Source organism: Bradyrhizobium sp., from assembly GCF_027451485.1.
GTDB lineage: Bacteria > Pseudomonadota > Alphaproteobacteria > Rhizobiales > Xanthobacteraceae > Bradyrhizobium.
This window is the reverse complement of the sequence record NZ_DAIDJE010000010.1, coordinates 12,365-38,109: the sequence shown is the minus strand read 5'-3', so window position 1 is coordinate 38,109 and position 25,745 is coordinate 12,365. Positions and strand designations below refer to the sequence as shown.

The 25,745-nt window shown below is 60.9% G+C and carries 26 protein-coding genes and 2 tRNA genes; 17 read left to right on the top strand and 11 right to left on the bottom strand.

Features of this window, described 5'->3' with window-relative positions; translation table 11 throughout:
- Positions 1–294: 294 nt before the first annotated feature.
- From NEZ08_RS01760 to NEZ08_RS01750, 3 genes are all read right to left on the bottom strand, one after another.
- Positions 295–870: an Hpt domain-containing protein gene (locus NEZ08_RS01760; protein WP_298102570.1), complete on the bottom strand. Its 576-nt coding sequence runs from the start codon at positions 868–870 to the stop codon at positions 295–297.
- A gap of 18 nt (positions 871–888) precedes the next feature.
- Entirely contained in the window at positions 889–1,434 is a 546-nt protein-coding gene (locus NEZ08_RS01755) for a response regulator (RefSeq protein ID WP_298102567.1), read from the bottom strand.
- Positions 1,435–1,544: 110 nt separating this feature from the next.
- Positions 1,545–2,327, bottom strand: a complete 783-nt coding sequence (locus NEZ08_RS01750; protein ID WP_298102564.1) for an NAD kinase — start codon at positions 2,325–2,327, stop codon at positions 1,545–1,547.
- 183 nt (positions 2,328–2,510) lie between these two features.
- On the opposite strand from NEZ08_RS01750, the gene NEZ08_RS01745 reads away from it, so the two are divergent.
- A complete protein-coding gene (locus tag NEZ08_RS01745; protein WP_298102560.1) occupies positions 2,511–4,085 on the top strand; it encodes a peptidase S10 in 1,575 nt (524 codons plus the stop codon).
- Positions 4,086–4,138: 53 nt separating this feature from the next.
- Here the strand turns inward: NEZ08_RS01745 and NEZ08_RS01740 are convergent, their stop codons facing one another.
- A complete protein-coding gene (locus NEZ08_RS01740; RefSeq protein ID WP_298102557.1) occupies positions 4,139–4,684 on the bottom strand; it encodes a lipopolysaccharide assembly protein LapB in 546 nt (181 codons plus the stop codon).
- Positions 4,685–4,989: 305 nt separating this feature from the next.
- On the opposite strand from NEZ08_RS01740, the gene NEZ08_RS01735 reads away from it, so the two are divergent.
- Positions 4,990–5,268 (top strand): hypothetical protein, encoded by a 279-nt coding sequence (locus tag NEZ08_RS01735; RefSeq protein WP_298102554.1) that lies wholly within the window; start codon positions 4,990–4,992, stop codon positions 5,266–5,268.
- 290 nt (positions 5,269–5,558) lie between these two features.
- Entirely contained in the window at positions 5,559–5,984 is a 426-nt protein-coding gene (locus NEZ08_RS01730) for a hypothetical protein (RefSeq protein WP_298102551.1), read from the top strand.
- A 45-nt stretch (positions 5,985–6,029) separates the two neighbouring features.
- On the opposite strand, the gene NEZ08_RS01725 is transcribed toward NEZ08_RS01730, so the two are convergent.
- Positions 6,030–6,230, bottom strand: coding sequence for a hypothetical protein (locus NEZ08_RS01725; RefSeq protein ID WP_298102548.1), 201 nt, complete (start codon positions 6,228–6,230; stop codon positions 6,030–6,032).
- A 20-nt stretch (positions 6,231–6,250) separates the two neighbouring features.
- Here NEZ08_RS01725 and NEZ08_RS01720 point away from each other — a divergent pair, with 20 nt between their 5' ends.
- Positions 6,251–6,967 (top strand): outer membrane protein, encoded by a 717-nt coding sequence (locus tag NEZ08_RS01720; protein ID WP_298102545.1) that lies wholly within the window; start codon positions 6,251–6,253, stop codon positions 6,965–6,967.
- 297 nt (positions 6,968–7,264) lie between these two features.
- Here NEZ08_RS01720 and NEZ08_RS01715 read toward each other — a convergent pair whose 3' ends face one another.
- Positions 7,265–7,534 (bottom strand): hypothetical protein, encoded by a 270-nt coding sequence (locus tag NEZ08_RS01715; protein WP_298102543.1) that lies wholly within the window; start codon positions 7,532–7,534, stop codon positions 7,265–7,267.
- A 166-nt stretch (positions 7,535–7,700) separates the two neighbouring features.
- On the opposite strand from NEZ08_RS01715, the gene NEZ08_RS01710 reads away from it, so the two are divergent.
- The 5 genes from NEZ08_RS01710 to NEZ08_RS01690 all read left to right on the top strand — a co-directional run bounded on the left by NEZ08_RS01710 (position 7,701) and on the right by NEZ08_RS01690 (position 9,746).
- Complete coding sequence (locus tag NEZ08_RS01710; RefSeq protein ID WP_298102542.1) at positions 7,701–7,820, top strand: glucose transporter; 120 nt, start codon at positions 7,701–7,703, stop codon at positions 7,818–7,820.
- Positions 7,821–8,033: 213 nt separating this feature from the next.
- Positions 8,034–8,291 (top strand): hypothetical protein, encoded by a 258-nt coding sequence (locus NEZ08_RS01705; RefSeq protein ID WP_298102540.1) that lies wholly within the window; start codon positions 8,034–8,036, stop codon positions 8,289–8,291.
- A gap of 116 nt (positions 8,292–8,407) precedes the next feature.
- Positions 8,408–8,482 (top strand) — tRNA-Thr (locus tag NEZ08_RS01700).
- 275 nt (positions 8,483–8,757) lie between these two features.
- Positions 8,758–9,306 carry a hypothetical protein gene (locus tag NEZ08_RS01695; RefSeq protein WP_367278356.1) on the top strand — a complete coding sequence of 183 codons (549 nt, stop codon included), beginning with the start codon at positions 8,758–8,760 and terminating at the stop codon, positions 9,304–9,306.
- A 41-nt stretch (positions 9,307–9,347) separates the two neighbouring features.
- A complete protein-coding gene (locus tag NEZ08_RS01690) occupies positions 9,348–9,746 on the top strand; it encodes a hypothetical protein (protein WP_298102537.1) in 399 nt (132 codons plus the stop codon).
- 104 nt (positions 9,747–9,850) lie between these two features.
- On the opposite strand, the gene rlmB is transcribed toward NEZ08_RS01690, so the two are convergent.
- Positions 9,851–10,684, bottom strand: a complete 834-nt coding sequence (rlmB, locus tag NEZ08_RS01685) for a 23S rRNA (guanosine(2251)-2'-O)-methyltransferase RlmB (protein ID WP_298102535.1) — start codon at positions 10,682–10,684, stop codon at positions 9,851–9,853.
- A 213-nt stretch (positions 10,685–10,897) separates the two neighbouring features.
- Between rlmB and NEZ08_RS01680 the strand changes: the two genes are divergently transcribed.
- Both NEZ08_RS01680 and NEZ08_RS01675 read left to right on the top strand, forming a co-directional pair.
- Positions 10,898–10,983: transfer RNA gene (locus NEZ08_RS01680), tRNA-Tyr, on the top strand.
- A 151-nt stretch (positions 10,984–11,134) separates the two neighbouring features.
- Positions 11,135–11,314, top strand: a complete 180-nt coding sequence (locus NEZ08_RS01675; protein ID WP_298102532.1) for a hypothetical protein — start codon at positions 11,135–11,137, stop codon at positions 11,312–11,314.
- A gap of 350 nt (positions 11,315–11,664) precedes the next feature.
- Here the strand turns inward: NEZ08_RS01675 and NEZ08_RS01670 are convergent, their stop codons facing one another.
- Positions 11,665–11,844, bottom strand: coding sequence for a hypothetical protein (locus NEZ08_RS01670; RefSeq protein ID WP_298102530.1), 180 nt, complete (start codon positions 11,842–11,844; stop codon positions 11,665–11,667).
- A 437-nt stretch (positions 11,845–12,281) separates the two neighbouring features.
- Between NEZ08_RS01670 and petA the strand changes: the two genes are divergently transcribed.
- Complete coding sequence (gene petA / locus NEZ08_RS01665) at positions 12,282–12,935, top strand: ubiquinol-cytochrome c reductase iron-sulfur subunit (RefSeq protein WP_298102527.1); 654 nt, start codon at positions 12,282–12,284, stop codon at positions 12,933–12,935.
- Between the two features lie 252 nt (positions 12,936–13,187).
- Here the strand turns inward: petA and NEZ08_RS01660 are convergent, their stop codons facing one another.
- The gene (locus NEZ08_RS01660; RefSeq protein WP_367278355.1) at positions 13,188–14,207 is read right to left on the bottom strand and encodes an alpha/beta hydrolase; all 1,020 of its coding nucleotides are present in this window, start codon (positions 14,205–14,207) and stop codon (positions 13,188–13,190) included.
- A 141-nt stretch (positions 14,208–14,348) separates the two neighbouring features.
- A complete protein-coding gene (locus NEZ08_RS01655) occupies positions 14,349–14,633 on the bottom strand; it encodes a hypothetical protein (RefSeq protein WP_298102524.1) in 285 nt (94 codons plus the stop codon).
- Positions 14,634–14,917: 284 nt separating this feature from the next.
- Between NEZ08_RS01655 and NEZ08_RS01650 the strand changes: the two genes are divergently transcribed.
- Positions 14,918–15,937 carry a tellurite resistance/C4-dicarboxylate transporter family protein gene (locus NEZ08_RS01650; RefSeq protein ID WP_298102522.1) on the top strand — a complete coding sequence of 340 codons (1,020 nt, stop codon included), beginning with the start codon at positions 14,918–14,920 and terminating at the stop codon, positions 15,935–15,937.
- A gap of 168 nt (positions 15,938–16,105) precedes the next feature.
- Here NEZ08_RS01650 and NEZ08_RS01645 read toward each other — a convergent pair whose 3' ends face one another.
- On the bottom strand, positions 16,106–16,804 hold the full coding sequence (locus NEZ08_RS01645; RefSeq protein ID WP_298102519.1) for a helix-turn-helix domain-containing protein: 699 nt from the start codon (positions 16,802–16,804) through the stop codon (positions 16,106–16,108).
- A gap of 190 nt (positions 16,805–16,994) precedes the next feature.
- Between NEZ08_RS01645 and NEZ08_RS01640 the strand changes: the two genes are divergently transcribed.
- From NEZ08_RS01640 to narJ, 4 genes are read left to right on the top strand one after another with little or no spacing between them, the layout of a single operon-like run.
- On the top strand, positions 16,995–19,736 hold the full coding sequence (locus NEZ08_RS01640) for an MFS transporter (protein WP_298102517.1): 2,742 nt from the start codon (positions 16,995–16,997) through the stop codon (positions 19,734–19,736).
- Between the two features lie 13 nt (positions 19,737–19,749).
- Positions 19,750–23,502: a nitrate reductase subunit alpha gene (locus tag NEZ08_RS01635; protein WP_298102500.1), complete on the top strand. Its 3,753-nt coding sequence runs from the start codon at positions 19,750–19,752 to the stop codon at positions 23,500–23,502.
- Positions 23,499–25,031, top strand: a complete 1,533-nt coding sequence (gene narH, locus NEZ08_RS01630; protein ID WP_298102497.1) for a nitrate reductase subunit beta — start codon at positions 23,499–23,501, stop codon at positions 25,029–25,031. Before NEZ08_RS01635 ends, narH begins: the two co-directional genes overlap by 4 nt.
- Positions 25,031–25,741 carry a nitrate reductase molybdenum cofactor assembly chaperone gene (gene narJ, locus NEZ08_RS01625; RefSeq protein WP_298102494.1) on the top strand — a complete coding sequence of 237 codons (711 nt, stop codon included), beginning with the start codon at positions 25,031–25,033 and terminating at the stop codon, positions 25,739–25,741. The genes narH and narJ overlap by 1 nt, the downstream gene beginning before the upstream one ends.
- Positions 25,742–25,745: the final 4 nt, after the last annotated feature.

Sequence of the window (25,745 nt, the reverse complement as noted above, 5' to 3'; positions counted from 1 at the left end):
CTGCGAGGAGCTTGCGGCCGAGCAAGCTATTGGCTTTGAGCAGGGCCTGATCGCCGCCTAGCTGATCAGTGGTCCCCGTGGAACGCAGGGACCTGTAACCAGAACCGCTTGCCCTAGTGCCCACTTTCCGAAGTTCGTGGTGCGCCTCAGCTCCCACTTTCGCGAACTTCGGAAAGTCATGGGCACTAGCTAACTTATTGATGCCAGTACCGCTTCATCGATCTGAAGTCCTTGATCGAATTCGCCGCTTGTGGTGCATGGACTTCAGATCGGCGGTATTCGGATGCGAAAACCTTAATCCGCCGGCGCGATGCTTGGCGCCAGGACCGCCTCGAGATGCTCTGGCCGGTCGTGGTTGACGCGCGCAAGATAATCGTCGGCGATGCGGCGCAAACGCTGGCTCAATTCATTCGACATGCTGATGGTGTCGAGCTTGGTGTGCTCGTGCACGATCGCCTGAATCGCATTGATGTGGTGTGCGATCAAGTCTGGCGGCACGCGCGCGAGATCGGGCGCATGCTCGACGATGCGGCAGAGGCTCTCGGCAACTGCGCCAGCGGGCGGATAGCCAAACGTCACTGCATCGCCCTTGATATCATGGGCAGCGCGGAACAACTCGTCGCGTGCCTTTTCCGTAAATCCATTCCTGAGAATGGCGGCATGGGCGTCGGCGAGCCGGCCCACTTCGATCTCCATCCATTGCCGGAATTCTCCGGACAGGTCGGAAAGAGCCTTCTCGGCACGTGCGACCGGATCGTCGATGTCGTCGTCGGCCACGCGTCGCAGGACCTTGCGCAGCGGGTTTGGCTGCGTGATCACCTGGTGATCGACGTATCTCTTGACCTCGATATCGGCTTTGCTGTTCGCCATGTGCTTTGCTTGTCCTCGCTAGACGCCCGAACGGGCCTTGTCGAGCAGCGAGGGCTGCTGAAGGATTTCAAATTCGCCGCCGACGCGCCGCTCGGGTCCGATATAGGCGCCATTGGTGTTGCGCCTGCGGTCCGGGCCAAAATAGGTCTTGGTCTTGATGAAAGGCCGGGGATTGGCGACGACGTTCAGGATGCGCTGATACAGCCCCTTGGCGGAAATCGGCTTGGCGAGAAATTCGGTGACGCCGGCATCGCGCGCCACCGTGACGCGCCGCTTCTCGGAATGACCGGTCAGCATGATGATCGGGGCGTAGGGATTGCCTTTGGATTCCGGCTGCCGGATCATCTGCGCGAGCTCGAGCCCGTCGAAGATCGGCATGGCCCAGTCGGTGATGACGATGTCCGGGACGTAGTGGGTGTACATTTCAAGCGCGGTCGCGCCGTCTTCGGATTCGTAGACTTCGCGTGCGCCGAATGAATGCAGCAGCGTCCGGAGGATACGGCGCATGTGCGGATTGTCGTCGCAGACGAGAAAGCGAAGCTTGTTGAAATCGATACGGAACATGGCGGTGCCCTCAGGGACACGCATACGCGGGTATACGCGCCGTTAACCATATCCCCGTCGCGTTAAAGAATGGTTGCGATTGGCAGATCAGCCGGGCTGATTTAGGCGGCTCAGTAGCCGCCGAATTGCTCGCGCACGATGCGTTCTTCGAGACTGTGACCGGGATCAAACAGCATCCGCATCGAAATCGTCTTGTCGGATAGGATTTCGACACGGCGGACGTCGCGCGCCTCGTCATGGTCGGCCACCGCCGCCACCGGACGCTTGTCGCCCTCGAGCACTTCGATGACGACAAAGGCGGTGTTGGGCAACAGCGCGCCGCGCCAGCGCCGCGGCCGGAATGGGCTGATCGGCGTCAAAGCGAGGAGGGGGGCATTGATCGGCAAGATCGGCCCCTGCACCGACAGGTTATAGGCAGTCGAGCCGGCCGGCGTTGCCACCAGAATGCCATCGGCGATCAGTTCGGGCATGCGCTCGTGTTCGTCGATCAGGATCCGCAGGCGCGCGGCCTGGTAGGTCTGGCGGAACAGCGAGACTTCGTTGATGGCGTGATGCAGATGAATGGTGCCACTCACGTCGGTGGCTCGCATCAAGAGCGGATTGATCAGGGTCTCGCGCGCCGCGGCCAGCCGCTCGTGCAGATGATGCAGCGAAAATTCGTTCATCAGAAAGCCGACGGTGCCGCGATGCATGCCATAGATCGGCTTACCGCTGTGCATATACCGATGCAGTGTTTGCAACATCAAGCCGTCGCCGCCGAGCGCCACCACGACATCGGATTCCGGCACGTCGTGATTGCCGTACGCGGCAGTCAGCCGCGCCAGCGCTTCCTGGGCTTCCGCGCTCGCGCTCGCGACAAAGGCAATCCGGTCATATGGCAGGGCTGTGCTCATGAAGTTGTGAAAGCGTCCTGTGAGTGGAGGTCGTCTATACGACCTTGCCGGCGCTTGTCGAGACAATCGCCGAAGGCGGGGCGCTGGTCTGGGCTAAAATTCGCCGCTCCCGTAAAATAGCACGCTTCCACGCCCGTGAAACGGCCGGGGTCCTGCTGACTCGAGAACTTGGAGAGAAGATTAATGAGCATCCGGCATGCAACCCTTGGCTTCGCGGCGGCCATTCTGCTTGCCATTCTGGCGCTCACGGACATGGCTGGCGCCCAGGACAGCAATCACGAGCGGCCGTCCCAAACGCCACCTGCCTCGCAGGCGGCATCGGCGCCTTCCGGCGCAAAAGCGGGACAATCCGCTCCGCGCAACGTGATAACGACTGCCGAGGTGCGCCGACTGCCCGAGGATTCGACCACCAAGCACAGCATCGCCGTGAACGGCCGGACGCTCGCTTTCACCGCAACCGCGGGCTCGTTGCGTCTGTTCAACCAGAAAGGCGAGCCGCAGGCCGACATCGTCTACACGGCGTATCAATTGGACGGCGCCGATCCGCACACCCGGCCGATCACCTTCTTCTTCAACGGCGGGCCGGGTGCGTCATCCGCCTATTTGCAGCTTGGCTGTGCGGGACCCTGGCGCTTGCCGATCGAAGGCGATGCCGCGGTTTCTTCGGCTTCTCCCGAATTGGCGCCCAACACCGACACCTGGCTCGACTTTACCGACCTCGTGTTCATCGACCCCGTCGACACTGGATATAGCCGCTTCGTTTCGACGGATGGCGACGTTCGCAAGCACTTCTTTTCCGTCGATGGCGACGTCAATGCAATGTCAGTGGTCATCCGCCGCTATCTCGAAAAGTATGACCGCCTGCTGTCGCCGAAATTCATCGTCGGTGAAAGCTATGGCGGCATCCGCGGCCCGAAGATCGTTCATGAGTTGCAGACGGAGCAGGGCGTCGGCATCAAGGGATTGATCCTGGTTTCGCCGCTGTTCGATTTTCGCGAATTCGGCGGCACGAGTCTCGTGCAATATGTCGCCAGCCTTCCATCGATGGCAGCCGTCGCGCGCCAAGCCAAACACCCAGTCACGCGTGCCGACATGGCGGACGTGGAAACCTATGCGCGCGGCGACTTCCTCGCCGATCTGGTCAAGGGCGAAGCCGACAAGGAGGCGACGACGCGGCTCGCCGATAAGGTCGCGGCGCTGACGGGCATCGACCAGGCCGTCATCCGCCGCCTGGCCGGACGTCTCGACATTTCCGAGTTTCGCCGAGAGCTCGATCGCCGCGACGGCAAGGTAACTGGCCGCTACGATGGCTCCGTGCGCGGTTTCGATCCTGATCCCGATTCAAGCCAAGCTCATTTTGCCGATCCGTCCGGCGATCCGCTGATTGCGCCGTTGACCAGCGCGGCCGTCGATCTGACCAGGCGGACGCTCAACTGGCGTCCTGATGGACCCTACCATCTGCTCAATAGCTCGGTTGAGCGCTCCTGGGATTTCGGGCGCGGGTTAAATCCGCCCCAGTCGATCTCCCAGCTCAGGCAGATCCTGGCGTTGGATCCGAAGCTGAAGCTTCTTGTCGGGCATGGATTGTTCGATCTTGCCACGCCATACTTCGGGTCAAAGATCTGGCTCGATCAGCTGCCCGCCTATGCGTCGGCCGACCGGGTGAAGCTTGTCGTCTATCCCGGCGGCCACATGTTCTATTCGCTCGGCCCGTCGCGCCGGGCTTTCCGTGCCGAGGCCGAAGCACTGATGAAATAGTGAAAAGAAAGCCGGCTCAGTTTCCTGCACCGGCTATCCGGTTCAATGATCGGTCAGTAGACGAGCCCGGTGCCCGCGGGTTGCTCCAGCGCCGTCGCCAGCGACTTGTACTCGGCGCATTCTGTGCCGCAGATATCCTTGATGCGGCTCAAGTGATATTCCGCGGTTTCGCGATTGCCCTGTTCGAGCTGCCACAAGCCGTAATACTGCCAGGTGCGAACATGGTTCGGGTCCGCCTGAAGCGCGCGCTCGTACCAGACCTGCGAGACCTTGTAGTCACCAAGCTTGCGGTAGGAGTAGCCGATTAGATTGGCCACGTCGGCGACGTCGTCCCGGCCGAGCGCCTTCAGTTGCGTGATCGCCGAAGCGTAGTCGTGGCGATCGTAGATCGTCGCATAGGCGGCGCGATAGCCGTCGAGAAACTTTTGATCCTCGATGCTCGAACTCCTGTCGCGCTTCTTTTTCTTGTCCTTGCTCGAGTCGGTCGGAGGTGAGGGCGTATCAGCACCGGCCGCCTTGGCGGCGCTGATCATGGGACCGGCCAGAGTCGCGGCTGTGAACATCGCAAGAGTCAAAAGTCGGATCGCAACTTTGGTCATGCCTCTCTCCTGGAGTTTGAAGGGCGACCCTACACCGGCGCCCGTCAATCTTGAACACCCGCTGTCCGCGATCATTCCAGCGGCATTTTTTGCGATATCGGGATTTTTTATGGGACGTGCGCGCGGATCCGGAGCTTTCTCCTGCCTGCTGCGCGCAACATGACCGGAAATTCATCGAGATGAACGCAGACCATTGTTCGGCTTCAGGGTGGGTTCAGCGGCCGCCTCCTAGTGTCGCACCACGATCGACGAGCCCGGCCATTCCGGTCGGCACCCTCCGGGATCTCTTTCTAAAGGAGCTTTCCATGTTGAAGACGATTTCAGCTGCGCTGCTTGCCGCTTCCTTCCTTGCCGTCCCGGCGATGGCCGCGAGCAACACGACGCAAGCGCCGGTCACCAAGTCGGCCACCGTCAACACGTCGGCTCAGGTCAAGACTCCGATGAACGCCAAGGCCAAGGTGGGCCGCCACCATGTGCGCCATGCCTACAAGCATCACCGCACCCACAAGAAGATGGCCGCGAAGGCGAGCAAGTCTCTGAAGGTCTCAGCCAAGCCTGTTAAGCACCCCGCCAAGCGCGGCTGAGGACTAACCGCGGAGGCGTCCGAGTTCTTAAAAGGCACCATCGCGGATTTCAGGCCCGGCCCACGCCGCCCAAACGGCGCTGGGCCGGCGCCCGATTCGGGGCTCGAAAATGCGAATTCCCTTTCATTTTGGGAAGGGCTAGAAGCTCTTCAAAGGAACGTCAGAGTCAACATCAAAATCATGGATCTGCCAGTGTCCCTTTGGTTGTGACATTCGAAGAAGTGCCGCAGCGTGCGATGCGAATGTCAGAACCGGGACAGCGGGCGGGCCAACCAGAAGACAGGTTTCGATTGGGGATTTCGGTAAAGCGGGTGGCGCTTCTGATGCTGCCGATCGCGCTCGCAGCTTGCTCGGGCGGAGATGGCGAAGGCCGGCGGTTCAGCCTTTTTGGCGATTCGACCGACGCCGCTCAGGCGTTTCCGAGCAACTACCGTGCGGAGTTGCTGGCGTTCATGAAGACCTACCTCAACAATCCGGTCGGCGTGCGTGATGCGTCGATGGCCGAGCCGGTCATGCGCGACGTCAACGGCAAGATGCGTTACATCAGCTGCCTGCGCTATTCCGCTCGCGAATCCGACGGTAGCTACTACGAACCGCGCGAGCGGGCGGTCCTGTTCGTCAATGGCCGGCTCGACCGCCTGATCGAAAAGGGCGAAGAACTCTGCACGGGAGTGGCGTTGGCGCCGTTCCCGGAAATGGAAAAGATGACGCGGTGAATGTTACCCGGGCGGCGAACGCACCGTCCGGCGCGGACCCCGTCATCACGTTTTGGCGATCCGGGTTCCATGAGCTGAACCTTCCGGGCCACCGTTACGACCCACAAAAAGATTGGCTGCCGCATAGCGGCGGTCCTGGAACAAAATGCCGCTGTGGCGCGGCTGCGACATTTTGCAAACAAACATGTTTGGCCGTGCCACGAAGCAACCAAATTCGCGCCACGTTGTTTGTTTGTTGTCGATCACGACGATAACGGGGAAATACCATGAAGAAGATCCTGTTTGGCGCGGCCGCCTGCGTGGCGTTCGCGGCTCCGGCCTTCGCAGCCGACCTGCCGGCGCGGACCTATACCAAGGCTCCTGTCTACAGGGCGCCGGAGGCCATCTACAACTGGACCGGCTTCTACATTGGCGGGCACGTGGGCGCGGCATTCCCGGGGGATAACAGCCTCGAGGGCGGCGATGCTCGCTTCATGGGCGGCGTGCAGGGCGGTTTCGACTACCAGTTCTCCAACAACTGGGTGATCGGTGCGGAAGCGCAGTATAGCTGGCTGACGGGCGGGGGGAGCGGCGGTGTCGTCTTCCCGGGTGGTACGGTCGTCACTGGGAACACGAACCAGATCGGTTCGGCCACCGGGCGGCTCGGTTATGCCTTCGGTCCCACGCTGCTTTACGCCAAGGGCGGCTACGCCTGGCGCGGCAACGACAATCTTCTTGGTGTGAGCACCAACGGCGTGCCCGTGGGCTTCACGGTCGATGGCAACCATCGCGACGGATATACCGTCGGTGCCGGTCTCGAATACATGCTTACGCCGAACTGGTCGATCAAGGGCGAGTACCAGTACTACAACTTCGGGGGCACGACCTTCACAAGCGGTCCGGCGCCCATCGTCGGGAGCCATTTCCGGGATGACGAGCACACCGTCAAGCTCGGCATCAACTACCGCTTCGGATGGGGCGGCCCGGTCGTCGCCAAGTACTGAGCGGGCAAGCTGTGCTGGCTGCTTCGTTAGCGAAGCCGTCGGCAGGGAAACCAGAAAACAGAAAGGCCGGCGCGATGCTGGCCTTTTTTTGCCGTCTGCAAGAAAAAATCGCTCTCGTGAAGGCTTTTGGCGGAATCACTGTTGTGACTTGCCAGGGTGGCTGGACACTCTAGTTTGTCTTCGTTGAGAGCGCCTCGGGGCCGTTGGGACAAGTGATAAAGTGACCCATGAGCTTGCGGCCGAAGAGACCTCGTTCGCAGCCGGGACACCCTAAACAGACAGCAAGCTGCCTTTCACTCACGCGTCCGGCGTCGAGGTGTCCCATTCGAGGCCGCGCGCGTTTTCTCGCTCGGCATCGGCCCGGTTTCGGAAAGGATCTTCCTGCGGGTCCGCCCGACAGGGCCTGATTTCATAGTCATTTTCCAAGAGCGGCCGGCGGGCAGACGCGTTGTCTCCCGACACCGCCTCGACCACCAGTCCGCTTTTGCGGGCAAGTTCCCAGACGTCGGCTTCCGTCGGGTAGGCATTGCTCAGCCTCGCGTCATTGCAAAATAGGGCGTAAGGCATTCGAAACTCCACACAAAAAGCCCTGCAAACCTGCATAACGCGGAAGGCCGGTTGCGGTTGCGGTTTCCCAGGGGGAGGGCCGATTAGCACGGCCGGGGGCGAGTCGTAAACGAGTCCTGAATCTTCCCAAAAATATCGGGCGAGACTCTCCGGCCAGAATCGCCTGATGCTGATGCCTATGAGCATCATCAGCCAGATCTCCTGCGGCAGGATTCACCTGACGCTGTCGATTGCGTTACTGGCGGCCTGTGCTGCCAATCTGGCGCTGTTGTGTGTGTTCCTCTGAACGCATCCGCGGATGGCGTGAACGGCGGCCTTGAAGGCCGGCTTGTTTCCCTCGATATTTTCGTGTGGTCGCGATCCCGCCCCAAAAAAGGTGAGGTCGAACGTCTCTGAGAACGCCAGTGCCGCCGAGTCGAAGGTCCTGCACTACAAGCAGCGAATTCGATCCGGCAACCTCAAGTTCGCCGCACCAGGTCAAAGACGAAAGGTTGGGCGCATGCCGCGAAAGGGAATCACCGGTCACGATGAATGGGTGATCACGGAAGCCTTGGCAACCGCGCTGATCGCGCTGGAGCAGTTGCCGGAGAAGCACCGGCCGGCTACCCAGATGGACGACATCAAAAAACTCCTCGCCGCCGGCTGCCAGTCCGGCACCGTCAATCTGCATCTGGCGCAAGCCAAATGCCGCCTGTTTCCGGCTGCGGATCGGGAGGCGATCTACCGGGAGTACGGACTGGAGGACGGGCAAGCCTGATTCTTGAACGGTGTCAGAGGACGATAGCTCTTGTCAGGCAATTCTGCTATTGACCCTCCGCCATCGGCTGCCGGGTGCGGCGCTTGCGGAACGGCCATAAATTCGAATCTCAATTCGCCGGTTTAGCTCAGCGGTAGAGCAGCGGTTTTGTAAACCGAAGGTCGGGAGTTCAATCCTCTCAACCGGCACCAGCAAGGCAGCGCTTCTCTTTTCCGTCTGTTTCCGTCTTGCCGCGCCGAGACCGCCGGGGCGGTTAACGATTTCGTATCGCCGCAGGCTGCAAATTGACAAAGCACGAAGGCCGGCGCGTTAGGCTTACCGCTAATTTGGCGGCCGGCTTTAACGCATGCGACGGCGCCTTGGATTAGTGTCACAGGTCGGGGTCCATTTGAAGCTCCTGCACCGCAAGCGGCAAGATCGTCGCGGTACTTCAGATGGAAAGCGGCCCCAGCGGGATTTTGATGCGATGCGCGCGGCAATCACGTTGTCAGTCTTGATCGGAACGGCGGGTGCGGCTTGCGCCCAAACCGGTCCGGTCATCGCGATTCCGGGCCGACCGGGCGTGCCCGTCATCATTGACGGCGTCGACGCATCCTATGCGGTTGTCGAGGGTGACTGGGGCCTTGCCAAGGGCGTCCAAATCCCGGTGACCGTGTATGGCGGTCACCCCGTCGATCCCGGTCCCCCGATCGGTCATTATTATCCGAGCGCTGGGCACCTGCCGGGATACGGACGGCTGGAGATCGAAGGCGCCGCCAAACCGAAGCCGGCGCAGCCCTTCCATCAATCGTGGTCCGCCGGATCGGCCCAGGCGGACCCGGCGGTACCGCTCACTCAGATGCCGCCATATCCGCCGCCTCTGATGATGGCGCCCCAGTTCGATGGACCGCAATTCAACGGGGGCGGGCGCGACCACGGCTTGCAAAAAAACTCTGCAATCGGTCAGCCGACGCCCGCGGCGCCGCCGCAGGCCGCTCAGCCGCAGATGCCGGCAGCCCCGCAGCGTCGTCCGTAACCTGCAGGTCAATAACGAAGCCTACCCAACAGGAGAGAGTAATGCGTCAGATGATTTCAGGATTGGTCGCGGCTTTAGCCGTGACCGCCGCGGGCATTGCCCCCGCCGCCGCGTGCGGCTTTGGCTGTGGACCGTGCGGTTATGTCAACCCGTGCGGCGCAGCTTATGCTCCGCCGTACTATGGGTACTATGGCTATCCTGGGTATGCGGGTTTTGAGCTCCTTCCCGATCCGGAGGTGCAATATCAAAACCCCGTCGCGCCGCCGCAGTATTACTATGTCGACCAGGGCCCGACCTATACCGGCCCCGGTGACTTCGCCCCGCCGCGGGTCTATCAGGAACAGGGCATTTACGGCTGGGGCTACCACCGCCGCTACGGCTACCGGCACCACCACTGGACCCGCTACGGTCAGCGCCACGTGCTGCACAGCTACTACTGATCACTGGACCGCAGCCTGCAACGGCAATCGCGCCAACGAAGACGGCGCCTGCTCGCGTGACGACGCAAGCGGGCGCTTTCCTTTTTTGATCACTGATTGGGCTCTTAGCCCATCAGGCCGAGTCGGCTCGCTCCGATATAGAGCGCCAGCACGGCGGCGTTCGAGACGTTCAGGCTCTTGATCTCACCGGGCATGTCGAGCCGCGCCACCACGCTGCAGGTCTGGCGCGTCAGCTGGCGCAAGCCTTTGCCCTCGGCGCCCAGCACCAGCGCGAGCGGCTGGCGCAAGCCAACCGCGCTAAGGTTCTCCTGGCCCTGGCTGTCGAGCCCAACGGTCAGAAAGCCGCGCTCGTTCATCTCATTGAGTGCGCGGGCGAGGTTTTGTACTGTCACCAGCGGCACGAGCTCCAGCGCGCCGGAGGCGGATTTTGCCAGCACGCCGGTCGCTTCCGGGCTGTGGCGTGCCGTGGTGACGATCGCCTTCACGGCAAAGGCAGCCGCAGAGCGCATGATCGCACCGACATTATGCGGGTCGGTAATTTGATCGAGCACCAGCACGATGCCTTCTTCCGGCAGCGTGTCGATGCCGGGCGAGGCGAGGGACTCAGCCTCCGCCAGCATCCCCTGATGCACGGCATCCGGTCCGAGCCGCCGGTCGATCAGATCCGGCCGCACGATCTCGGGTTCAACGCGGGTGTCGATCTCCTCTTCGGCGAGACGCCGGGCGGCATTTTCCGTCAAAAACAGCTTGCGAATGCGCCGCTTCGGATTGGCGAGCGCTGCCGTGACGGTGTGCCAGCCGTACAGGATCACCGTGTCGTCGGCCGCTCCTTCGCGGCCCCGCCAAGGCGGCTTGCGCCCAGCCTCGTGGCGGGGTCCAGGCGGCCTCTTCGGCCTCTCGCCACGGTGAAATTTCGGCTTTCGGTCACGATAGCGCATGGAAGGCTTGTCTCACGGGCTCTGGCCCAAAGCAATTTACTGAGGCTCTGAAAATGTTGGCATTTTTGCCGCGGCCTTTGTTGACTTTGCTAGGCGCCTTCGCCCATAAACGCGCCCGGCCGGTGCCGTTACGAAGGCAGCCGGTTTTCAGCGTCATCGGCAAGCTGATGTCCGCTATTCGGGCGGGCAAACTCACGATGGTCTGTCTGAGACGGGGAAGTGTCCCGAGTGGCAAAGGGAGCTGACTGTAAATCAGCCGCCTCATGGCTTCGAAGGTTCGAGTCCTTCCTTCCCCACCAGCAATATCAATGACTTAGACGGCACGTTTGATCGCCCGGGAAACAGGTTCCAGGGGGAGCAATTGGGGCGCGGACGCGGGGAGTTCATACCGTCGGATCGCAATCTTTTCCTGCTGTCCGACTTCAACCATGTTGTGCAAGGATGTTGCCTATGACCAACCAGATCCCGCGAGCACCTGGCGAGACCGCCGCCGCCTATGCCGAGCGCTGCGAGCGCTTCGACGCCGCGCGGGCCCGGTTCGAGCGCGCGGCGGCCGAACTCGCTCGTTCAAACGGCGCGGTCGACGAGCAAATGCTTGACGACGAAGAGGCGGTCATTATCACGGAATAGAGCGTTCAGCCTCCCACGCTGAATACGAGGGTTTGATTCCCTTCACCCGCTCCAATCTTTTCAATGGTGTGGGCCGTCAAGAAGTTCCATTCTGACAAACCGCGCTTTCTCATTTTGACAAATGTTCACTTTCTCTTCGCCTGCTTGGCCTCGTCATCGTCGTGGAGATAATGCGCCATGGCCGCCGTCGACGATCATTGGTCCTTCTGCATCAACTGAGTCTCTGCCAATCCGGATGCGCTCGCCTCAGTTGTGCCGCCGTGACGACCGAACGAGGTGAAGGTCAGTTCGGGCCGCAAACCCGCTGCCAGGATTATCTTCTTCGAAATCCGCTGGACCTGCGTCAGGATCTAGCCCTTGCCAAACCATGTCAGGCTGCTGCCGTCCCGCCGCAACATCAGGCCGCCGGTTGGACGAAGTTTCTCGATTGCGTCGAGTTCGGCCATCAACAGTGGGTATTGGACGAGCGTTGCGCGGAGGTTGCCGGAACTAAGTGAAACGCGCAGCTGGCTAAATTCCCTCGCAGGCATGTTGGCTCCACCGAGGCTGCTTGCAGCGCGATTCAATATCCACCCGCTGGATTTCACCAACGGTGAGTCTGGAGAGGAACGACCCGGGAGGAGGTTCAGGGTTAGCCACGGCAATACTGGCCATCAACGAGCCGCAATCCGTGTCAGGGTCAACCTCGCGGGCGGTGGCTTAGTGTCGCCGCGGCTTGGCTCATAAAATAAGATTGAGGAAGGTTCTGGTCTTACGGGTGGGCACCGCAGACGTAATCTGTGTCTCTCCTCTATTCTATTGACGGCCCAAATGGCAGCGCATGCGATTGTCGTGGATCACTTAGGCGCGACCACCGATCTTAATTGCGGGTCGAACGTTGTTAGTTAGCACAGTGTCAGGGAGCGGCGTCGAGGTTGAGGCGGATAACGTTTGTAGCGTCTTCGCTCCGCGATCCGAGAAGTCGATTATGTCCGCGTCAGAATCCTTCGAGACCACTGATTCCTCCGACAAGACGACACGGCGTGATTTTCTTTATGTCGCAACCGCTGCTTTTGGGGCCATCGGCCTAGCCGCCTCTCTTGTCCCGTTGATCAGCCAAATGAATCCGGACGCCGCGACGTTGGCCGCCGGCGGTCCGGTGGAGCTTGATCTTGGAAAGGTCGCCCCGGGGCAGCAGGTGGTGGTTCGGTGGCGAAACAGACCTATATTTGTCACTCACCGAACGACGGAATCGCTTCAGAAGCTCAGGGATCCCGCGCTACTTTCGCTGTTGGCCGATCCCCGGTCTTCCGAACTGCAACAGCCACCTTACGTGCAGAATTGGCATCGCTCGATCAAGCCGGAGTTCGGTGTCCTTGTCGGCATCTGTACCCACCTTGGATGCATTCCGCTCTTTGAACCGCAGCCAAACCCGGCGTCGCCGGCCGCCAACTGGCCTGGTGGCTATTTCTGTCCCTGCCACGGCTCGAAATATGATCTGGCTGGGCGAGTGTTCAACGGCGTGCCCGCACCCTACAACCTTCCAGTCCCGCCCTATCATTTTTTGAGTGATACCATGATCCGCATTGGCGAAAACCCAGCGGATTCTAATTTCGAATTCGCCTCGATCAGACAGATATGAATTTGCCTCGACAGCCGATTCGTCCTGGAGGCTAGCCTCCAGCCTTCCTCCATTGTGACGAATTTTGCGCGCTGCCGGACGCACCCAGCGCGACGGCGGCGTGGAAGACGCCTCATTCCGTCATTACGTTGCAGATCTCGACGATCGTCACGCTTGGGGAAGCTTAGGCGCTCGACAGTACTGGACTCAACCGCTGCAACCGGTAACGACCGCGCTTATGCGAGCCGATACAATCGGATGGAGGCATGCCTTTCACACGGCCGTGGCTTCGATTGAGCGGCGTATTACGCCTTGCACATCCGCATTCGATAAAAATAGATCGTGGTTGATGATACCCCAGCCCGCATCGGAAGCATCGATCACGCGCACGCCGAGCCGCTCGATGGTGGCCTTTTCGGCGGCGCCGACGCGGGTCATCCCGCCGGCAAGTCGAGCTGACAGTGCCAATGCCCGGTCATCGGTCGCAGTGATAACGGTGATCTTTCCGGCGAGCTCACCGATGCGGGTGACCGACGACGAGAACACGTCGATGTCGATATCAGGCGCGGCGAAGACGACGGCCCCGATCCTCCCCGTAACGGTGTCGCCAAGATGCGCATAGAGTTGTCGCAGGCTTTCTAGCGTCAGCATCGTCCCCATGCTGTGCGCGACGATATGGATGCGCTCGGCGCCGGGGGCGCCTATAGTCGAAGACAGCACGCGTTCGAAGCCGTCCCGGGACCACATCGCGCTGTCGCGGTCATAGGCGTAGTCGAACAGTCCCGCCTTGGAAGGCCAGGAGAATACCATCGTCCGGCCGTGGAATCGGATTGCGTCGGAGAGGCGCGCGGCATCGAGCGCGGATGTCTCGAACGTCTGTTTGAAACCGTGCACGTAGATCAGGACGTCTCCGCTGCCGGTCACCGCAACGAGATCGCCGATCTCTTTCGATACCGGCTCGACTTCGCCAATGCGCCAATCGCCAAGTCCAACCGCGGCAAGAGAGAAACGGCCGTCGTCTGGCGGCACCAGCTTCAACCGCGCCACAGTGATCCCGGAACCGCGCTCGGGCCCGAACCACGGCTTCGCACGTCCGCCATTCACCGGCTTGCGCGTCGTGGTGACGAGCAATGTAGGGTCTGCCGAGATGGACGAAGCGTCGAAGCGCGCGCCCGTCGCGCCCAGGTTGGTGCATCCGCCGAGCGCGAGCACGGTGGCGAGGGATGAAAGCCCACCCAGCAGCCCGCGGCGGGACAGAAGAACGTCGTGTTGTAACGAATGTGGGATGATCACACGGAACCTTCGGGAACGCGCCGCCTCGGGGACCAGCTCCTGCAGGCTTCGCTGAATGATAATGGCGGCGAGAAATGGGCGGGCGATCGAGCGGACAGAAAGAAACTTGGCTATTTGGTCCGCGATAGCGTCCCAGGAACGTCACGCCCCCGCAGCCGCTTTGTCGACAACTGATAACCAGGCGTCGATGCGTTGCGTCCGCGCAGGACAACCTTCGCCGTAGTTGCTGCCGTCGTCGAGGAAATCGAGCATGTCATCTTTGGGCCTAACATTGGCGGCGGACCTTTCATTATAGAAACCGCGCCCGGTCGGGACGGTAATGCCACCTTCAACACGCGGCTTGCCGCTTTTGCCTTGAGTGATCTCGATCGGACCGCCGGGGGCAGCGCCCCGACCGGCCGATTGGTTTGCACCGGCGGCGAGCATGCGCATCAAGCCGAAATTGCGCGCATGAGCGTTTTACCACCCGCAACTGATCGGCGCCTGTTCGATCAGGCGGACCGAGGCACCATGGCGCCGCGCCGCAATTGGCCACGGCTTGGATCGTTGGGGGCGATGGAATGTCTGCTAGCTGCCGCGCAATGACGATCGTTGTTCCGACGCAAACTGCGCTGCGATATGCCACCGGACTTGCGCTTGGACAAACAGCGCGAGGCTGCGCCAGTTTACTTTGCCTCTCGACGAGAGATTGCCGCGAGGGAATTTTGTCGGTGAAACATCTATCACCCGCATATTTTGCGCTCGTGATGGCGACCGGGGTGATTTCGATTGCGGCCTGGGATTTCGGGTTTGCCGTTCTCGCAAACGGATTGTTTGCCTTCAATTTCATGTCTTATGTCGTATTGGCATGTCTGACCGTGCTGCGTGCAGTCCGCTACCCAGGGCTCTTCTTCGCCGATATGACCGATCACCGGCTTGGGCCGGGCTTTTTCACCTCGGTTGCGGCGTCTTGCATTCTCGGCAATCAATTCCTGCTCATCGCGCGAAGTCTGGCGGCGGCAACGATATTCCTCGCCCTTGGCACAGCGTTGTGGATTGGTCTGACCTATACGATCTTCACGGCCTTCACGGTCAAGCAAGAGAAGCCACCCCTTGAGAAGGGACTGACGGGTGCCTGGCTTATCGCAGTAGTTTCCACGCAATCGATCGCTGTTCTGGCAGCTTTGGTCGCCAGCGAATGGCCGCAGCCGCTTCGGCTAGAACTCAATTTCTTCTCGCTCTCCATGTGGCTGTGGGGTGGAATGCTCTATATCTGGATCATTTCCCTCATCTTTTACCGCTACACTTTCTTCGCCTTCTCACCGGGCGATCTGGCACCCCCTTACTGGATCAATATGGGTGCGATGGCGATCTCGACCCTCGCCGGCGCACGCCTGGTGCAGAACACGTCTGACGCGCCATTTCTCGCCTCGCTTCTGCCTTTCCTCAAGGGCTTCACCGTCTTTTACTGGGCAACCGGCACGTGGTGGATTCCGATGCTGCTCGTGCTCGGTGTCTGGCGGCATCTGGTCCGGCGATTTCCCCTGCGCTATGACCCGCTTTATTGGGGGGCAGTCTTTCCGTTGGGCATGTATACGGTCGCGACAAGACAAATGGCTGCGGCCCTTGACCTTCCATTCCTCGCTCCCTTGCCGCCCGCGATGTTTGTGGTTGCGCTGGCCGCCTGGATGCTGGCTTTCATCGGTTTGGCTTGGGAACTGGCGCGTCTATTTGCGAAATCGGGTCGGTAATTCCTTGCGTACCCGCGCGCCCTGTTTGGATCCGACGCAACAATACCGGGCAGGGCCTATGTAGCTTTATGGTGGTCGATGATCTGATCCTGGACGCCGATTTTCGGCTGCGCATGGCGGCGTCGCTCATCTCTGGATCAAATAGTAAAATCGTAACGACGGCCCGGACTAGGAATTCGGATCGTCGATAAATCTTTGCGGCCGCGCGAACGCCTCCAGCAAATCCTTTCGATCGATCACGATCACCCGGCCGCGAATGCGGACACCGTAATGGGTGAGTTGGGCGAGATTGCGGGATAAATTCTCACGCGTGGTGCCGATGTGAGAAGCGAGGGTGGCGCGGTCAAACGGCAGAACGATCTGGGTACCTGATGCCTCGCTCCGCGCTTCGGCCAAAATCCAGTTTGCGAGGCGCTGAGCACTCGACCGCGCCACGTAGCCCTTCAACTTCTTCACGACACCGCGATAGGCGACGGCGAGTTCGCCAGCCATTACTTGGGCGAGTTCGATGTCCCGATCGAAGACGGTATGCACGTGTTTCGCCGGAATGAGCAGAATGCGCGACTCCTTCAAGGTCCTCGCCGAACTCAAATAAGGCTGGCGGCTGATCACGGCCGCCAGAATGAACGTTGTCACCGGGCTGACCAGCGAAATCCCCCATTCAACATCGTCCTGCTCGGTGAAAATCTCGACCAGCCCATCGAGTAGGACATGCAGGAAGTCAGGACGATCACCTTCGCGTATCAAGTTCACACCGACCGGAAAATGCTGCAGCAGTGCTCCATCCAGCAACAGGCCGAGACTTTGGTCGGTCAAGTGCGCGAACAAAGGCACCGCTTTCACCTGCTCAAAATCGTCAGGGCGCACCTGATAGTCTCCTGGCTGTGACAAATATCAAATCAAAACGAGACAAAATGCAATTCGAGTGCCGGCCTCTGGCAAAATTGAGCCGGTTTCGCCCAGGCATCGCCCGGTTGATTGATCCAGCGCAACTACGGACGAAATGAAGTTTGCGCATGTGCCTCTCCGAGATCGGATCATCGAATCGGAGAGTTCTATGGGCGATATGGATTCAGGGTCCCTGCACCGGGGCCGAGCGCTCTGGCTCTCCACAATTGCCTTCACCATCTGCTTCGCCGTCTGGACGATTTTCTCGATCATCGGGATCCGGATCAAGCAGCAGCTTGGGCTGAATGACACGGAGTTTGGCCTTCTCATTGGCACGCCGATTCTCAGCGGCTCGCTTATCCGCCTCGTGCTCGGAATCTGGACCGACCAATATGGCGGGCGGCGCGTCTATACGGTGGTCATGCTCGCTGCGGCGATTGCGACCTATCTGCTGACATGGGCGCACACTTATCCCCAGTTCCTGATCGCCGCGCTCTTCGTCGGCATCGCCGGCGGATCGTTTGCCGTTGGCGTCGCCTATGTTTCCCGTTTCTTTCCGGCCACCAGGCAGGGCACGGCGCTCGGCATTTTCGGCGCCGGCAATGTCGGGGCCGCCGTCACCAAATTTCTCGCTCCCTTCGTCCTCGTCGCCTATGGCTGGCAAGCGGTCGCGCAGGTCTGGGCGCTTGCGATCGGCGCAATGGGAATTCTGTTCTGGATCTTCTCCGAGGAGGATCCGGTGACACGCGCTCGGCGCGCCGCAAGCGAGAAGCCGAAGAGTGCATGGCTTGAGCTTGCGCCGCTGAAGAACGTTCAGGTCTGGCGCTTCGCGCTGTATTATTTCTTTCTGTTCGGCGCCTTCGTGGCGCTGGCGCTGTGGTTGCCGCAATACCTGATCAAGGTCTATGGCGTCGACATCGAGACCGCAGGCATGACGGCGGCGATGTTCTCGTTCCCCGCAAGCGTGTTCCGCGCCTATGGCGGCCACCTCTCCGATCGCTACGGGGCGCGGCGGGTGATGTACTGGACGTTTCTGGTCGCCGTGGCCGCCACCTTCATTCTGTCGTATCCGCCGACCGACTATGCCGTGAAGACGGTCAGCGGGACTCTCCGCTTCCATCTGGAGATGGGCCTGGTGCCATTTGTGGTGACCATCTTCGTGCTTGGCTTCTTCATGGCGCTCGGCAAAGCCGCTGTCTACAAGCACATTCCGGTCTATTATCCGAGCAGTGTTGGCGCGGTCGGCGGTCTCGTCGGCATGATCGGTGGTCTCGGTGGATTTGTGCTGCCGATCGCCTTTGGCGCGCTCGTTGACCTGACCGGCTTGTGGACCAGCTGCTTTATGCTGCTGTTCCTGCTGGTCACCTCGGCGTTGGTCTGGATGCACGTCTCGATCCGGCAAATGGAGCGCGGCGTCGTCGGCGAGGCCCTGAAGAAGCTGCCCGAACTTCCCGAAATGCAGGAAATCCACGCGCCCGAGCATGTCGGTGCGCTGTCGGGCGCCGTGCTCACCGATTGGCGTCCGGAAGACAATGCGTTCTGGACCCGAAGCGGGCGCGCGATTGCGCGACGTAATCTCTGGATCTCGATCCCGGCGCTGCTGCTGTCCTTCGCCATCTGGCAGGTCTGGTCGGTGGTGGTCGCCAAGCTTCCCGCGGTCGGATTCAAGTACACCACCGATCAACTGTTCTGGCTGGCGGCGCTCCCGGGCATTTCAGGTGCGGTGTTGCGCATCTTCTATTCCTTCATGGTGCCGATCTTCGGCGGCAGGCTGTGGACGACGCTGGCGACCTGGTCGCTTCTGATTCCGGCGCTCGGCATTGGCTATGCGGTGCAGACGCCGGCCACGCCGTACTGGATCTTCCTGGCGCTGGCGCTGCTCTGCGGGCTGGGCGGCGGCAATTTTGCCTCGTCGATGGCCAACATCTCCTTCTTCTTTCCGCGCGCGGAAAAGGGCAACGCACTTGCGCTCAACGCCGGCCTGGGCAACCTCGGTGTCAGCGTCGTGCAGTTCGTCGTGCCGATCGTGATCACCGCGGGCGTGTTCGGCTGGTTCGCTGGCGATCCGACGATGGTGAAGAGTGGAACCACGCAGGCGCCGCTTTGGTTGCAGAATGCCGGCTTCGTCTGGGTGCCATTCATCGTTGCCAGCGCCTTTGCCGCCTGGTTCGGCATGAATGACATTGCGTCGGCCAAAGCGTCGTTCGCCGACCAGGCGGTGATCTTCCAGCGCAAACACAACTGGATCATGTGCTGGCTCTATACCGGCACTTTCGGCTCGTTCATCGGCTACTCCGCAGGCTTCCCGCTGCTGGCAAAGACCCAGTTTCCAGCCGTCGACGCCCTGCAATTCGCCTTCCTGGGTCCGCTGGTTGGCGCGCTCTCACGCTCGGCTACCGGGTGGATGGCTGACAGGTGGGGCGGCGGCCGGGTGACGGTCGGGGTGTTCGGCCTGATGATGGTGGGCGTGCTTGGGGTGCTTTATTTCCTCGGCATCAAGGATCAGCCCGGCGCCTTCTGGGGATTTTTCGCGATGTTCCTGCTGCTGTTCTTCGCAACGGGCGTCGGCAACGCATCTACTTTCCAGATGATCCCCAACATCATGCGCCAGGAGATGAGCCGTCTGATGCCGACGGCGGATGCGGCAACGCGATTGCGGCAGGCGGAAAAGGAGTCGGCTGCCATCACCGGCTTCACCTCGGCGATCGCGGCGTTCGGCGCGTTCTTCATTCCGAAATCATACGGAACCTCGATCGACCTCACCGGCGGCGTGCAGGCGGCGCTGTGGGGCTTTTTCATCTTCTACGTGACCTGCATCGTCATCACCTGGGCCGTCTACACCCGAAAGGGCGGCCTGCTTCACGACGTCGAGCGAGGCGGTCGGTTCTCTGCGGCCCAGCCTGCTGAATAAGGAGACCGTAAGGATGAGCCATTTTCTCGACCGGCTGACGTTCTTCACGCGGGAGAAAGAGGAATTTTCCGGCGGTCACGGTGTGACCACCACTGAAGATCGCTCCTGGGAGGAGGGATACCGGAAGCGCTGGCAACACGACAAGATCGTGCGTTCGACCCACGGCGTTAACTGCACCGGATCCTGTTCGTGGAAGGTCTATGTCAAGGGCGGCATCGTCACCTGGGAAACCCAGCAGACGGACTATCCGCGCACACGGCCCGACCTTCCCAATCACGAGCCGCGCGGCTGCGCGCGCGGCGCGAGCTACAGCTGGTATCTCTATTCCGGTAACCGGGTGAAATATCCGCTGGTGCGCTCGCGCCTGATCAGGCTGTGGCGCGCCGCGCGCGCGACCATGACGCCTGTCGCCGCGTGGAAGTCGATCGTCGAGAATCCCGAGAAGCGCGCTTCCTACGTGCAGAAGCGCGGCCTCGGTGGTTTCGTTCGCTGCAACTGGGCCGAAGTCAACGAGATCATCGCTGCGGCAAACGCCTATACCGCGAAGACCTATGGCCCCGACCGCGTGTTCGGCTTCTCGCCGATTCCCGCCATGTCGATGGTGAGCTATGCGGCGGGTGCGCGATACCTGTCGCTGCTCGGCGGCGTCTGCATGTCATTCTACGACTGGTATTGCGACCTGCCGCCGGCCTCGCCCCAGACCTGGGGCGAGCAGACCGACGTGCCGGAGAGCGCCGATTGGTACAATTCCGGCTTTCTCATTTTGTGGGGATCCAACGTCCCGCAGACGCGCACGCCCGACGCGCATTTCTACACCGAAGTTCGCTACAAGGGCGCGAAGAGCGTCGTGATCTGCCCGGACTATTCCGAAGCTTCGAAGTTCGCCGATCTCTGGGTCTCGCCGAAGCAGGGGACCGACGCCGCACTCGCGATGGCAATGGGCCACGTAATCCTCAAGGAATTCCACATCGATCGTCAGGCCAAATACTTCAATGATTACGCGCGCCAGTACACGGACATGCCATTTCTGGTGCGGCTGGTGAAATCCGAGGGCCGGCTTGTCCCTGAGCGGTTCGTGCGCGCTTCGGATTTCGTCGCTTCGCTCAATGAAACCAACAATCCCGAGTGGAAGACCGTGGCCATCGACGAGGCGACGGGCAACGTCGTGGTGCCGAATGGCTCGATCGGATTCCGCTGGGGCGAGAAGGGCAAATGGAACCTGGAAGAGAAGGACTCAGCGAGCCGGGAAACGAAGCTTCGCCTGTCGCTTGCCGACATCAAGGACGAACTCGCCGACGTCGCCTTCCCCTATTTCGGCAATCGCGAGCACGACCACTTCCGCGGCACGGATCATCCGGACGTGCTGTTGCGCAAGGTTCCGGCCAAGCGTCTGATGCTGAAAGACGGTGAGGCGCTCGTCGCTTCGGTTTTCGACCTCTTTGTTGCGAACTACGGCGTTGATCGCGGCTTCGGCGGCGAGCATCTCGGCAGGACCTATGACGATGTCGAGCCATATACGCCGGCCTGGGCGGAAAGGATCTCGGGCGTGCCGCGCGAGCAGATCATCACGGTAGCGCGCGAGTTTGCCAGGAACGCCGAAAAGACCGGCGGCCGCTCGATGGTGATCGTCGGCGCAGGTTTGAACCATTGGTACCACATGGACATGAACTACCGCGGTATCATCAACATGCTGGTGATGTGCGGTTGCGTCGGGCAGTCCGGTGGTGGCTGGTCGCACTATGTTGGCCAGGAAAAGCTGCGACCGCAATCGGGCTGGACACCATTGGCTTTCGCGCTCGACTGGGGGCGGCCGCCGCGACAGATGAATTCGACTTCGGCGTTCTACGCCCACACCGATCAGTGGCGCTATGAGACGCTCGACGTCGGCGAAATTCTGTCGCCGACCGCGCCGAAGGGAGCGTGGGATGGTGCGCTAATCGATTACAACGTCCGCGCCGAGCGGATGGGCTGGCTGCCGTCCGCGCCGCAGCTCAAGACCAATCCGCTCGATATCGCCAAGCGGGCTGCTGCGTCTGGCATGGAAGTAAAGGACTATGTGGCCACAGCGCTGAAGTCGGGCGATTTGCAACTATCCTGCGAGGATCCGGATAATCCGGACAACTGGCCGCGCAACCTGTTCGTCTGGCGATCGAATCTGCTCGGTGCCTCGGGCAAGGGTCACGAGTATTTTCTGAAGCACCTGCTCGGCACCAAGCATGGCGTGATCGGCAAGGATCTCGGCGACCATGGCAGGATGAAATCGACGGAAGTGAAGTGGCACGACCGAGCGCCGGAAGGGAAGCTCGATCTTCTCGTGACGCTCGACTTTCGCATGTCGACGACCTGCATGTATTCCGACATCGTGCTGCCGACGGCGACCTGGTACGAGAAAAACGATCTCAATACCTCCGATATGCACCCATTCATCCATCCATTGTCGGCGGCGATCGATCCGGTCTGGGAGTCCCGCAGCGACTGGGACATCTACAAAGGCATTGCGGAGGCCTTCTCCAAAGTCGCGCCTGAAGTGCTCGGGGTCGAGGAGGATGTGGTGCTGACGCCGATCATGCATGACAGCGCCGGCGAGATCGCGCAAGCCTTCGACGTCAAGGACTGGAAAAAGGGCGAGATCGAGCCGATTCCCGGCAAGACAATGCCCGCCGTCACCGTGGTCGAGCGTGATTATCCGAATCTCTATAAGCGTTTCACCTCGCTCGGGCCTTTGATGAACAAGCTCGGCAACGGCGGCAAGGGCATGAGCTGGAACACCGGCCACGAGGTCGAACTGCTCAAGAAGCTGAACGGCGCCGTGACCGAGGAGGGGACGAGCGAAGGTCTCGCCCGCATCGACAGCGCGATCGACGCCTGCGAGGTGATCCTCAGTCTTGCGCCGGAGACAAATGGTGAGGTCGCGGTCAAGGCCTGGACCTCGCTCGGGGAATTTACCGGGCGCGACCACACGCATCTGGCGATCCCGAAAGAGGACGAGAAGATTCGCTACCGCGACATCGTCGCGCAGCCGCGCAAGATCATCTCTTCGCCCATCTGGTCGGGGCTGGAGTCGGAAAAGGTCTGCTACAATGCAGGCTATACGAACGTCCACGAGTTGATCCCTTGGCGCACGCTGACCGGCCGCCAGCAGCTCTACCAAGATCACTTATGGATGCGGGCCTTCGGCGAGGGCTTCTGCGTCTATCGGCCGCCGATCGACACCAAGACCGTCAAGCCGGTGATCGATCGCAAGCCGAACGGCAATGCGCAGGTGGTGCTCAACTTCATCACCCCGCACCAGAAGTGGGGCATTCACTCCACCTATACCGATAACCTGTTGATGCTGACGCTGTCGCGCGGCGGACCGATCGTTTGGATCAGCGAGACGGACGCGAGGTCCGCCGGTATCGCCGATAACGACTGGATCGAGGCCTACAACACCAACGGCGCGCTGGTGGCGCGCGCGGTGGTTTCCCAACGCGTCAAGCAGGGCATGTGCATGATGTATCACGCGCAGGAGAAGATCGTGAACGTGCCGGGCTCCGAGCAGACCGGCCAGCGCGGCGGCATTCATAACTCCGTCACCCGTGTTGTGCTCAAGCCGACCCACATGATCGGCGGTTATGTGCAGCAAGCCTACGGCTTCAACTATTACGGCACGGTCGGTTCCAACCGCGACGAGTTCGTGATCGTCCGCAAGATGTCAAAGGTCGACTGGCTGGATCAGCCGGCGGCCGATCAGTCCGGCAACGCCCGCCTGGAGGCCGCAGAATGAAAATCCGAGCTCAGATTGCCATGGTGCTGAACCTCGACAAATGTATCGGATGTCACACCTGCAGCGTGACCTGCAAGAATGTCTGGACCAGCCGCGCAGGCATGGAATACGCCTGGTTCAATAATGTGGAGACCAAGCCCGGCATCGGCTATCCCAAGGATTGGGAGAACCAGTCGCGCTGGAAAGGCGGATGGAAACGCAATCGCAACGGTTCGATCCAGCCCCGCATCGGCGGCAAGTGGAGGGTGCTGGCCAACATCTTCGCCAATCCGGATCTTCCGGAGATCGACGACTATTACGAGCCTTTCACCTTCGATTATCCGCATCTGCAAAACGCCCCGGAACTGCCGGCGATGCCGACAGCGCGGCCCCGCTCGCTCGTGTCGGGCGAGCGGTTGGAGAAGATCGAATGGGGGCCGAACTGGGAGGAAATCCTCGGCGGCGAATTCGCAAAGCGCTCGCAGGACTACAACTTCGAAGGCGTGCAGAAGGAGATCTACGCTCAGTTCGAAAATACCTTCATGATGTACCTGCCGCGGTTGTGCGAGCACTGTCTCAATCCGGCCTGCGTCGCAGCCTGTCCGTCGGGGGCCATCTACAAGCGCGAGGAGGACGGCATTGTTTTGATCGACCAGGACAAGTGCCGCGGCTGGCGGATGTGCGTCTCCGGCTGCCCGTACAAGAAGATCTATTACAACTGGCAGTCCGGTAAATCAGAAAAGTGCATCTTCTGCTATCCGCGGATCGAAGCGGGCCAGCCCACGGTCTGCTCAGAAACCTGCGTCGGTCGCATCCGGTATCTCGGCGTCGTGCTCTATGATGCCGATCGCATTGCAGAGGCGGCGAGCAAACCGGACGAGCGCGACCTTTACCAGGCGCAGCTCGATGTATTCCTTGACCCGAACGACCCGGCGGTCATTGCAGAGGCCGAGCAGCAGGGCATTCCTCATGCCTGGATGGATGCGGCCAGGACATCGCCGGTCTGGAAAATGGCGATGGAATGGAAGGTCGCGTTTCCGCTACATCCGGAATACCGGACACTGCCGATGGTCTGGTACGTGCCGCCGCTGTCGCCAATCACCTCGGCGACATCCGCCGGTAAGATCGGCCTCGACGGTGAAATGCCCGACGTCAAGTCGCTGCGCATTCCCGTGCGTTATCTGGCCAATCTGCTGACCGCAGGCGACGAGAAGCCGGTCACACTGGCGCTCGAGCGGATGCTCGCCATGCGCGCCTTCATGCGGACCAAGACGCTCGACGGCGTGGTCGACGAGGCGATTGCCAGGCGCGTCGGGCTGAAGCCGGCCCAGATCGATGAGATGTACCGCATCATGGCGATCGCCAATTACGAGGACCGTTTCGTCATTCCGACCGCGCATCGTGAGTTGGGGGCCGACGCCTTCGATATCCGCGGCTCGTGCGGCTTTACGTTCGGGAACGGCTGCTCCGGCGGTGAGAACGAGGTCAACCTGTTCGGTACGCCGCGCAAGGCCAACAATCGCGCAAAGAACCCGATGGAGATCGCGTGATGAAGACTTTCAAGGTACTTTCGGCGCTGCTCACCTATCCGGGCGATGAACTGGCCAATTCGGCACCGGAGTTTGGCGCGATCCTGGAGGCCGAAGCACTTGTTTGGGGTGTGCAACGGCGGCAGCTCGATGCCCTGATCGAAGAAATCGCGACCGGCGATGTCTACGAATTGCAGGAACGTTACGGCCTGCTGTTCGATCGTAGCAAGGCGCTCGCGCTCTATTTGTTCGAGCATGTCCATGGCGAGAGCCGCGACCGGGGTCAGGCCATGGTCGACCTGCGCGCGATGTACGAAAAGGCCGGGCTCTTCGTTGCAGCGAATGAATTGCCCGACTATCTTCCACTGTTTCTGGAATTCCTCTCGACGCGTGCAGTTGCTGAAGCGAGGGCGCTGCTTGCCGACACGTCACATATCCTTGCCGCACTGTCGGAGCGGCTTGGCCAACGGCAGTCATCTTACCAGGCGGTGTTCGACGCATTGCTTGCCATCGCGCAAGACGCGCCGCCGCGCGCCGCGGTGGAGGCTCTCCTCGAGACGCCTGACACCGATCCGATGGATCTCGTGGCGCTCGATGCAGCATGGGAGGAGGAGGAAGTCCGGTTTGGCCCAGGAGCCCAGGGGCAAGGCGCCTGCAGCCATGACGGTCTTATCGCGAAGCTTCGCCACGCCCGGCGTGCGGTGGCTCCGGCGCCGACACAACCGCAATAAGGGG

Coding starts and splice junctions, on each gene's coding strand:
- NEZ08_RS01760 (WP_298102570.1), bottom strand. CDS start 870: ATGGCGAACAGCAAAGCCGATATCGAGGTCAAGAGATACGTCGATCAC.
- NEZ08_RS01755 (WP_298102567.1), bottom strand. CDS start 1,434: ATGTTCCGTATCGATTTCAACAAGCTTCGCTTTCTCGTCTGCGACGAC.
- NEZ08_RS01750 (WP_298102564.1), bottom strand. CDS start 2,327: ATGAGCACAGCCCTGCCATATGACCGGATTGCCTTTGTCGCGAGCGCG.
- NEZ08_RS01745 (WP_298102560.1), top strand. CDS start 2,511: ATGAGCATCCGGCATGCAACCCTTGGCTTCGCGGCGGCCATTCTGCTT.
- NEZ08_RS01740 (WP_298102557.1), bottom strand. CDS start 4,684: ATGACCAAAGTTGCGATCCGACTTTTGACTCTTGCGATGTTCACAGCC.
- NEZ08_RS01735 (WP_298102554.1), top strand. CDS start 4,990: ATGTTGAAGACGATTTCAGCTGCGCTGCTTGCCGCTTCCTTCCTTGCC.
- NEZ08_RS01720 (WP_298102545.1), top strand. CDS start 6,251: ATGAAGAAGATCCTGTTTGGCGCGGCCGCCTGCGTGGCGTTCGCGGCT.
- NEZ08_RS01715 (WP_298102543.1), bottom strand. CDS start 7,534: ATGCCTTACGCCCTATTTTGCAATGACGCGAGGCTGAGCAATGCCTAC.
- NEZ08_RS01710 (WP_298102542.1), top strand. CDS start 7,701: ATGCTGATGCCTATGAGCATCATCAGCCAGATCTCCTGCGGCAGGATT.
- NEZ08_RS01705 (WP_298102540.1), top strand. CDS start 8,034: ATGCCGCGAAAGGGAATCACCGGTCACGATGAATGGGTGATCACGGAA.
- NEZ08_RS01695 (WP_367278356.1), top strand. CDS start 8,758: ATGCGCGCGGCAATCACGTTGTCAGTCTTGATCGGAACGGCGGGTGCG.
- NEZ08_RS01690 (WP_298102537.1), top strand. CDS start 9,348: ATGCGTCAGATGATTTCAGGATTGGTCGCGGCTTTAGCCGTGACCGCC.
- rlmB (WP_298102535.1), bottom strand. CDS start 10,684: ATGCGCTATCGTGACCGAAAGCCGAAATTTCACCGTGGCGAGAGGCCG.
- NEZ08_RS01675 (WP_298102532.1), top strand. CDS start 11,135: ATGACCAACCAGATCCCGCGAGCACCTGGCGAGACCGCCGCCGCCTAT.
- NEZ08_RS01670 (WP_298102530.1), bottom strand. CDS start 11,844: ATGCCTGCGAGGGAATTTAGCCAGCTGCGCGTTTCACTTAGTTCCGGC.
- petA (WP_298102527.1), top strand. CDS start 12,282: ATGTCCGCGTCAGAATCCTTCGAGACCACTGATTCCTCCGACAAGACG.
- NEZ08_RS01655 (WP_298102524.1), bottom strand. CDS start 14,633: ATGCTCGCCGCCGGTGCAAACCAATCGGCCGGTCGGGGCGCTGCCCCC.
- NEZ08_RS01640 (WP_298102517.1), top strand. CDS start 16,995: ATGGGCGATATGGATTCAGGGTCCCTGCACCGGGGCCGAGCGCTCTGG.
- NEZ08_RS01635 (WP_298102500.1), top strand. CDS start 19,750: ATGAGCCATTTTCTCGACCGGCTGACGTTCTTCACGCGGGAGAAAGAG.
- narH (WP_298102497.1), top strand. CDS start 23,499: ATGAAAATCCGAGCTCAGATTGCCATGGTGCTGAACCTCGACAAATGT.
- narJ (WP_298102494.1), top strand. CDS start 25,031: ATGAAGACTTTCAAGGTACTTTCGGCGCTGCTCACCTATCCGGGCGAT.